Origin of the sequence: Nocardia sp. NPDC058497 (assembly GCF_042720195.1) — a bacterium.
Taxonomy (GTDB): Bacteria; Actinomycetota; Actinomycetes; order Mycobacteriales; family Mycobacteriaceae; genus Nocardia.
The window spans coordinates 1-6,818 of the sequence record NZ_JBHXMY010000073.1; the positions used below are offsets into that span (position 1 = coordinate 1).

The following is a 6,818-nucleotide window of genomic DNA, read 5'->3' on the forward strand; positions in this document are numbered from 1 at the left end:
GCCCTGGTGCGGTCGTTGTCGATCTCGACGATGACCTTGCCGAGTTCGTAGCGCTCCTCGGTGCGCGGCGCGGGCGCCAGCTGGGTGGGGCCTTCGACCCCGCTCAGCGCCTCGGCCCAGACCTGCAGCGACACTTCGCGATCCCAACCCGACAGGAAGGACAGGAAGTTGCGGTAGGAGGCCACGCGCGGCAGCGCGGTGAGGTCACCGTGCACCGCGTAGAGGACCAGCAGGTCGCGCATGAGCAGCGGCATGGACCAGCCGTCGATCAGGATGTGGTGCACCGTGATCGCCAGGTGGGACTGACCCTCGCCGGTCTTGTAGAGACCGAAGCGGATCAGCGGAGCGGTGGCCATGTCGAACTGGTCGGCGCGGTCGGCGACCAGCAGCTGCTGCATGCGCGGCAGTCGCTCGTCCTCGGGCAGGTCGGTCAGGTCGACCTCGCGCCACGGGACCTCGAGCTCGGACATCACGACCTGCACCGGCTGACCGGCCGAGTCGGTGACGAACGCGGTCCGCAGGTTCGGGTACCGGTCGAGCACGGCCTGGGCCGCGCGCCGCAGCCGCTCGGTGTCGAGCGTGCCGGTCAGGTCGAGCACGGCCTGCACGGTGTACACGTCGACGGTCGCCGAGCTGAGCATGGCGTGGAACATCAGGCCCGCCTGCAGCGGCGAGAGCGGCCACACCTCGGCCAGGGCCGGGTAGTCGCCTTCCCACAGCTCGATATCGGACTGATCGACGCGCACCAGCGGCATGTCGGACGGGGTGAAACCGCCCGCGTCGGTGCGCTGCGCGTGGGTGGCCAGCGCGGTCAGCGCCGCCACGAACAGGTCGGCGAACTCCTGAGCCTGGTCCTGCGTGAGCAGCCCGGTCGGGAACGCGATGTTCGCGCCCAGCTGCGGGCCCTCGTCGCCGTCGTTGACGATGGCGTTGATGTCCAGCGTCGCGTTGGCGGGCATGTCCAGGTCCATCTCGGCGTCGAGCTGGCCGAGATCGGCCACCGGCACCCAGCCGAGTTCGGCGAGTTCGGCGGGGATCTCGCCCGCCGTCGCGCGGCCGAGGTAGTTGAAGCTGATCTGGCCGACGCTCGGCAGATCCGCGCCCTCGGTGGTCAGGTACTTCAGCATGCCGTAGCCGATGCCCTTGTCGGGCACGGCGAGCATCTGCTCCTTGACCGACTTGATCACGTCACCGAGCACGGCGCCGCCGGCGAAGGCGTCGTCGAGGTCGGCGCCGGCCAGGTCAAGGCGGACCGGGAAGGCGGTGGTGAACCAGCCGACGGTGCGCGACAGGTCGGCACCGGCGACGATCTCTTCCTGGCGGCCGTGGCCCTCCAGCTTGATCAGCGCCGCGGTGCCGGATTCGTCACCGCGCCAACGGGATACGGCCAGCGCGAGTGCGGTGAGCAGACCGTCGTTGACGCCGCCGTGGTAGAGGCCAGGGATCGCGGTGAGCACCGCGTCGGTGACCTCCGGCGACAGGGTGACCTGCACGCGGTCGACGGTGGCGAAGGTGTCGACCTGCGGGTCGAACGCCCGCGCACCCAGCCGCGGGTCGGCGGTGGCCGAGACCTCGCGCCAGAACGGCAGTTCCGCGCGACGATCGGTCGACTGCTCGACCAGGCTGTGCGCCCAGCGCCGCATCGAGGTGCCGTTGGCGGGCAGCGCGACCGGCTGACCGGCGGCGATCTGACCCCAGGCCATGCCGAGGTCCGGGATCAGGATGCGCCAGGAGACACCGTCGATCACGAAGTGGTGGCCGACGATGAGCAGCGCGTCGCGACGGCGCGGGCCGTCGGCGTTCTCGCCGAAGGCGAACCAGACGAACTGCACCATGGCGGCGTTCGCGGGATCAAGCCGGCCCATGGCCTCGTCGTATTCGATGCTGGCCAGCTTGGACAGCTGCTCGTCACCGATCTCACCCGGCACCTCGACGCGACGCACCAGCGCGGTCACGTCGACCTCGCCCGGCGCCAGCGCCTCGAAGACCCACTCGCCCGCAGTGTCCGACTGCTCCGCTCCCGAGGGCCCTGCGTGGTGACGCTCCGCTGCCGCCTCCGTGCCCGCCGGTCGCTCCGCGATCCGCGCGACCCGCGAGCGGAGCACATCGTGGTGATCAAAAACCGCGCCGATGGTGGCGTGCAGGACCTCGTCGGTGATGTTCTCCGGCAGGCGCAGCACCATCGACTGGGAGAACCGGTCGTAGGTGGAGCCGCTGCTGAGGATCTGGCGCATGATCGGCAGCATCGGGATGTCGCCGACACCGCCGCCGGACAGTTCCTCGAGCACGATCTGGTCGGCGTCGCCCGCGAGCACGGCGATTTCGGCCAGGCCCGCCACGCTGCGCTTCTCGAACACGTCGCGCGGCTTGAACAGCACGCCGCGGTCCTTGGCGCGCGAGACCAGCTGGATGGACAGGATCGAGTCACCGCCGAGGGCGAAGAACGAATCGTCCAGGCCGACCGCGTCGACACCGAGCACCTCGGCGAAGACGGTGGCGATGATCGCCTCGACTTCGCTTGTGGGCGTGCGGAACTCGCGCGGGGCGAGGACCGGCTCGGGCAGGGCGCGACGGTCCAGCTTGCCCGCGGGGGTCAGCGGGATCTCGTCGAGCACCATGACGGCGGCGGGCACCATGTGCGCGGGCAAGTGCTGCGTCGCGTACTCGACCAGGGCGGCCGGGTCCACGTCGCCGCGCACGTAGGACACCAGGATGGTGGCGCCCGCGTCGGTCTTGCGGCCGATGGTGGCGGCGAACTCGACGGCGTCGTGCGCGGTGAGGACCGCGTCGATCTCACCCAGTTCGATACGGAAACCGCGGATCTTCACCTGGAAGTCGTTGCGGCCCACGTATTCCACGACCGGCTTGCCGTTGACGGTGCGCCAGGCGACAACGTCACCCGTGCGGTACAGGCGCTCACCCTCGACATACGGGCTGGCCACGAAGCGCTCGGCGGTGAGGCCGTGGCGCGCGTGGTAGCCGCGGGCCAGCGGGAGGCCGCCCAGGTACAGCTCACCGGCCACGCCCTCGGGGACCGGGCGCAGGCGGTTGTCGAGCACGTACACGGTGGCGCCCGCGATGGGGCCACCGATGTTCATGGTGTCGCCGGGCAGCAGCGGGTCGGACAGGTTGGTCGCGATGGTCGCCTCGGTCGGGCCGTAGGCGTTGTAGAACCGGTGGTGCGCCGGGTCGGTGCCCGCGCTGTGCCAGTTCGCCACCAGGTCGACGGGGGCCTTGTCGCCACCGACGATCAGCGCTTCCACCTCGGCCAGCGCCGCGGGTTCCATCGACGCCGCGACCAGCGGGGTGAGGAACACGTGGGTCAGCTGCCGGCCCACGATGATCTCGGCCAGCTCCTCGCCGCCGACCACGCCGACCGGGGTGATGACCAGCGTGCCCGCCGAGCCGACAGCCAGCAGGAACTCGAGGATCGACGCGTCGAACGACGGCGACGCGAAGGCCAGGGTGCGGGCGTCGGAACCGAGGCCGAACTGCGCCACCTGGGCGGCAGCGAAGTTGGCCACACCGGTGTGGGTGACGACGACGCCCTTGGGCAGGCCCGTCGAACCCGAGGTGTAGATCATGTAGGCCGTGTTCGATGACCGCACCGCGGCGCGGCGATCCGCGTCCGTGATCGGCGCGGCGGACCGCTCGGCGGCCTCGGCATGCAGCGCCGCGTCGTCGAGGACCAGCCACTCACCAAGGGCGGGCGCGGGCAGGTGCTCGACCTCGGAGGACACCGTGATGCCCAGTGCCGCACCCGAATCCGACATCATGTGCGCGATACGCTCGGCCGGGTACTTCGGGTCGACCGGCAGGAACGCCGCACCCGACTTGATGACTGCCCAGATGGCGAGGGTGGTCTCGAGCGAGCGCTGCATGGCGATGGCCACGACCGTCTCCGGCGCGGCACCACGCTCGATGAGCACGCGGGCCAGGCGCGACGAGGCCGCGTCCAGCTCGGCGTAGGTCAGCGAACGAGCCTGACCCGACTGCGCCGCCGCGAGCCCACCGGACTCGCCCGCACGCACCACGTCGCCCGAGGTAGCCGTGCCCGTGTCGACGACACCGGCATCCGCCGACGCGCCCGCGCGCTGCGCCTCGTCCGCATCCGACGTGCCGGTCGTGGTGAGCGCGCGGACCAGTCCGGTGTCGACCGACTCGCCCGGCGCGACGATCGCCTGACCGGTCGGGTTGGTCGCCACAGCCTGGGCCAGCAGCTCCGGCAGGGTGCTCGTCGACGCGGCGGGACCGCCGGTGCGGGTGAGCAGTTCGGTGCGCTCGGTGCCGTCGAGGAGTTCGAGATCGCCGACCGGGGTGGTGGTGTCGGTGACGACCTCGGCGAGCAGACGCTGGAAACGCTGCGCGAACTTCTCGACCGTCGACTGGTCGAACAGGTCACTGGCGTAGGAGAACTCGGCGTACGCGCCGGCCTCGTCGCCGGCTGCCGCCTCACGCACGGTGAGCAGCAGGTCGAACTTGGCGGTGTCGACGTCGAAGTCGACGGCCGAGACCGACAGGCCGGGCAGCTCGAAGCTGGCGTCGGGCAGGTTCTCGAACGACAGCGCCACCTGGAACAGCGGGTGCCGCGCGGTGGAGCGCTCGGGGTTGAGCAGTTCCACCAGGCGTTCGAACGGGATGTCGGCGTGCGCGAAGGCGGCCAGGTCGGCGTCCTTGGCCTGGGTCAGCAGCTCGGCGAAGCTGAGCTGGCCGCCGACCTGCGTGCGCAGGGCCAGAGTGTTGACGAACATGCCGATGACGTCGTCGAGTTCGGCCTCGCCACGACCGGCGATCGGGGTGCCGATGACGATGTCCTCGGTGCCCGACATGCGCGCCAGGAACACCGCGAGGGCGGTGTGCACGACCATGAACAGCGTCGCGTTCTGCTCGCGGGCGATGGCCGAGAGTCCGGCGTGGATCTCGGTGCCGATCGGGAACAGCACCCGGCCACCGGCGAAGGACTGCGTGCTCGGACGCGGCCTGTCCAGCGGCAGGTTCAGCTCGTCGGGCACACCGGCGAGCGCGCGCTTCCAGTAGTCGGCCTGCTGGGAGATCAGGCTGGCGTCGTCGGCCTCGGAGCCGAGGACATCGCGCTGCCAGACGCTGAAGTCGGCGTACTGCACCGGCATCGGCGCCCAGCCCGGGCGTTCCCCGGCGGCGCGGGCGGCGTAGGCCACCATCACGTCGCGGGTCAGCGGGCCCATGGACCAGCCGTCGGCGCTGATGTGGTGGGCGACGAAGACGAGGACGAACTCGTCGCCCGCGATGCGACCGGCGGGCACGGAGGCGGTAGCGGAGCGTGACCACGCAGGGCCCTCGGACGCATCGGCATCGGATACAGCCACGCGAAGAAGCTTGGCGCGCAACGGAACTTCGTCGAGCACATCGAAGCCGGCGGAGATCAGTGCGGCGATCTTGTCGCGGACCTGGTCGGGCGCGACGGTTTCCGGCGTCAGATCCGGGACATTGCCCTCGACCGGCAGGATCACCTGGTGCGGCGTGCCGTCGGTCGACGGGTACACCGTGCGCAGCGTCTCGTGCCTGGCCAGCACATCGGCGACCGCGAGCTGCAGCGCCTCGACATCCAGCGCGCCCGTCAGGCGGACGGCGACCGGGATGTTGTTGACCGCGGAGCTGGTGTCGAACTGGTTCAGGAACCACATGCGCTGCTGCGCGAGCGAGAGCGGCACCTGCTCCGGACGCGGTCCGGCGACCAGCGCGCGACGCCCACCGGCGCCGGCACCCTGCTCCACCTTCACCGCGAGACCGGCGACGGTCGACGCCTCGAACAGCAGGCGCACCGGCACCCGGCTGTCCAGGGCGGCGCCGAGGCGGGCCGCGACCTGGGTGGCCAGCAGCGAGTTGCCGCCGAGGGCGAAGAAGTCGTCATCGGCGCCGACGCGCTCGGCACCGAGCACGTCCGCGAACACGCCCGCCACGATCTCCTCGATCGGGGTGGACGGCGCACGGAAGGCCTGGGCCTCGAACTCCGGCTCCGGCAGCGCCTTGCGGTCGAGCTTGCCGTTGACGTTCAGCGGCAGCGCGTCCATGACGACGAACGCGGCGGGCACCATGTACGACGGCAGTCCGGCGGCCAGCGTCGACTTCACCTGTGCGACGTCGATATCCGTGCCGACGAGGTACGCCACCAGGCGATCGCCGGTGCGCGGGTCGGACTTCGCGATGACGGCGGCCTGCGCGATCTCGGGCAGCGCGAGCAGCGCGGCTTCGATCTCGCCGAGCTCGATGCGGAAGCCGCGGATCTTCACCTGGAAGTCGGTGCGGCCGCGGTAGTCGAGTTCGCCGTTGTGCCAGGCCACCAGGTCACCGGTGCGGTACAGGCGGGTACCGGGGGTGAACGGGTTGGCCACGAAACGGTCGGCGGTCAGGTCGGGGCGGCCGAAGTAGCCGCGCGCCAGCTGCGCGCCCGCGAGGTACAGCTCGCCCGCGACGCCGTCCGGCACCGGGCGCAGCCGCGAGTCGAGCACGTACACCTGGCTGTTCCACTCGGGCCCACCGATGGAGACCGAGCCCTGGTCGGCGGCGTTCACCCGATGCGAGGTGATCGAGACCGCGGCCTCGGTGGGGCCGTACAGGTTGAACAGCTCGGTGCGCGGGAACGCGGTGCGGAACCGCTGCGCGAGCGAACCCGGCAGCGCCTCACCGATGGCGAGGACCCGCCACAGCGAATCGGGCATGCCTGTGCTCGATTGCGGCGGGGGGGGCGGGCCGGCGGGGGGGCGCGTGGGGTCGGGCGCCGGGGCCGGCGGGCGGGGCGGGGGGGGGCCGAGGCGGGGGGGGGGAGACGCGGGCCCCCG

1 pseudogene is annotated in these 6,818 nt (G+C 71.3%); it reads right to left on the reverse strand.

Features of this window, described 5'->3' with window-relative positions:
• Positions 1 to 6,698, reverse strand: a pseudogene (locus ACFWPJ_RS08020) (amino acid adenylation domain-containing protein); the annotation flags it as partial.
• Positions 6,699 to 6,818 lie beyond the last annotated feature (120 nt).